This is a genomic window from Tissierellales bacterium (assembly GCA_035301805.1).
Lineage (GTDB): Bacteria > Bacillota > Clostridia > Tissierellales > DATGTQ01 > DATGTQ01.
In genome coordinates, this window is sequence record DATGTQ010000002.1 from 1 (window position 1) to 2,344 (window position 2,344).

Sequence of the window (2,344 nt, forward strand, 5' to 3'; positions counted from 1 at the left end):
AGGGGTGCAGCAAAATAACCTAACAATAACTAGTAATGTAACGTGCGAACCCCTCTTTTGAGTAGAGCAGTGGAGGGGAAAATAGACGAAATTAGAATTTCAACTATGTAGAAAAGATACATTTAAGGGAGAGTAATTTAATTATGAATTTTAAACATATAAGAAATTGTTTAACGTGTGAATTTGGTTTTGATAATGTTAAGCATGATCAGGACTGGAATGAAATTTTACCAGAAGTTTTGATTATAAAATGTGCTGGTAATACAGATCTTTATGGAACAGAGGTTTCTTATAAATCTTGTTGCCAATATTGGAGTGTTAGCTTAGAAGAATTTACTAGAGCAAGAAAGAAAATTTCTTATTATGATTTCTATAAAGATAAGTTGGATTTATTAGAAAATCGATAGATTTTCTTCTATCTCGATATATTAGAAATAAGTCGGCTCACTGAGTGGTATCGAAAGGGGGAGAAACGTTGAAATTAAGCGATTTGTCAAATTTAAGTATTGAAAAGAACCATATAATGCAAATCATCAATAATAATGAGTATAATAAATCAATTATTAATCATTATTCTAGACTTGCTGCAGAATATCCTGATGTTAATTTTAGTTCAAATATAGAAAACTTAGAGAATTGCAATAAGTTCTGGGTGATGGATCATTACCGAGAACAAAAGATTAAGGACTTTAAAAGGACTAATCTTTGCAAGGATAAATTTTGTAATAATTGTAAGCTAGTCAAACAAGCTTCAAGGCTTGCAAAGTTTATGCCCTTAATTGAAGATATAGCAAAAGATAAATACATATATCATTTAGTTTTAACAGTTCCAAACTGTAAAGGATCAGACTTAAAAGACACTATTAGAGAAAAAATATTCAAAAGTTTTGCTTATTTAATTGATTATTTAAAATTAAAAAAGAAAATAAAAGGTTTAGACTTTGAACAATATGGATATGAAGGTGCTATACGTTCCCTAGAGGTTACTTTTAAGGGAGATGATTATCACCCACACTTACATTGTATAATAGCCTTAGAAAAGCCCCTAGACGATAATAGACATATAAGAAATACTTTTTCAAGAAGTAGAAAGAATGGTTATAGAAAATTTACTGATTTTGAAATATTGATTCAGAAAATATGGTATTTATTAAATAATGGCGAAAGAGTTACAAAAAAAGCTATTGAAGAATTAGAAATTGGATATAGTTGTACGATAGATCCAGTGGATGAAAAATCAGTTCATGAGGTTTTTAAATATATGACAAAATCTACTGATGAAAAAGGTAATTTAATATCTTATGAAAACTTTAAAACTTTAAGAGAAGCACTTTATAAAGTTCGACAAATACAAGGATATGGTTGTTTTTATAATGTTAAAGATGATGACAGCATTATAGAGCAATTCGATGAAATATATGATATGTATATTGAATTATTAAGAGCAAAAGAAAATCCTCTTGAAGTGTGCGAGACTCCAGAGGATCTTCTAAAAGATAATCAAAATAAAATTATCTCACGTAAAATAGTACATAAACATTTACGTGAATTATACTCTTTGTAATTTAATTGTATCACATATAATATGCTACTTCTACACTTTGGGGGTTCACGGGGACCCAAAGGGGAGAGGTAGCTTTTTTTGTGATGCTTATATATTACAAGCGTAATTACAATTTGTAAATACGGTGGATAATGGTTGCTATGATTATCCAATAGTGCTATAATATAAAATATATTAAGGAGGTGTCATTTTATGGCAAAGAAAAAAAGAGCTTATATTTACGTTGATGAAGAAAAGTATGCCAGATTTAAAAAATTATTAGATATTATGGGAATTACTATGACAGGCTTCTTTGATGAAACTATGGATGAATTTTTAAGTAAAATGGAAGATGTTATTTTAAATCAAGATAAAGATGCTTTTTTAAAGATGATGTCTATTAACCTAGAAGAAATTCAAAAGGATCTTAGAAAAGAAATTAATGATTAGGGGTGGAATTATGCAAAAGGGTTTAACAGATGAAGAAGTTAGAAAACTATTAAAAGTTTTTAGTCCTTGCGATGTAGAGAGGATATTACAAAAATTTAGTATCGCCGATATTAGAAGGGTTATAAATAATCCTGATACGGAAGAATAGGCACACTTCACATTAAAAGCTATAAAAACTTACAACAACAAATAATGTTACTGGGGTCGTTCAGGGGTGCAGCAAAATAACCTAACAATAACTAGTAATGTAACGTGCGAACCCCTCTTTTGAGTAGAGCAGTGGAGGGGAAAATAGACGAAATTAGAATTTCAACTATGTAGAAAAGATACATTTAAGGGAGAGTAATTTAA

General features: G+C 29.3%; 4 protein-coding genes. All 4 read left to right on the plus strand.

The window, feature by feature from the left end:
* Window positions 1-143: 143 nt before the first annotated feature.
* The 4 genes from VK071_00015 to VK071_00030 all read left to right on the plus strand — a co-directional run bounded on the left by VK071_00015 (window position 144) and on the right by VK071_00030 (window position 2,141).
* Entirely contained in the window at window positions 144-407 is a 264-nt protein-coding gene (locus VK071_00015; protein ID HLR33699.1) for a hypothetical protein, read from the plus strand.
* A gap of 68 nt (window positions 408-475) precedes the next feature.
* Window positions 476-1,564 (plus strand): protein rep, encoded by a 1,089-nt coding sequence (locus tag VK071_00020; GenBank protein HLR33700.1) that lies wholly within the window; start codon window positions 476-478, stop codon window positions 1,562-1,564.
* 192 nt (window positions 1,565-1,756) lie between these two features.
* A complete protein-coding gene (locus tag VK071_00025) occupies window positions 1,757-1,993 on the plus strand; it encodes a hypothetical protein (GenBank protein HLR33701.1) in 237 nt (78 codons plus the stop codon).
* A 10-nt stretch (window positions 1,994-2,003) separates the two neighbouring features.
* Window positions 2,004-2,141, plus strand: a complete 138-nt coding sequence (locus VK071_00030) for a hypothetical protein (GenBank protein HLR33702.1) — start codon at window positions 2,004-2,006, stop codon at window positions 2,139-2,141.
* Window positions 2,142-2,344 lie beyond the last annotated feature (203 nt).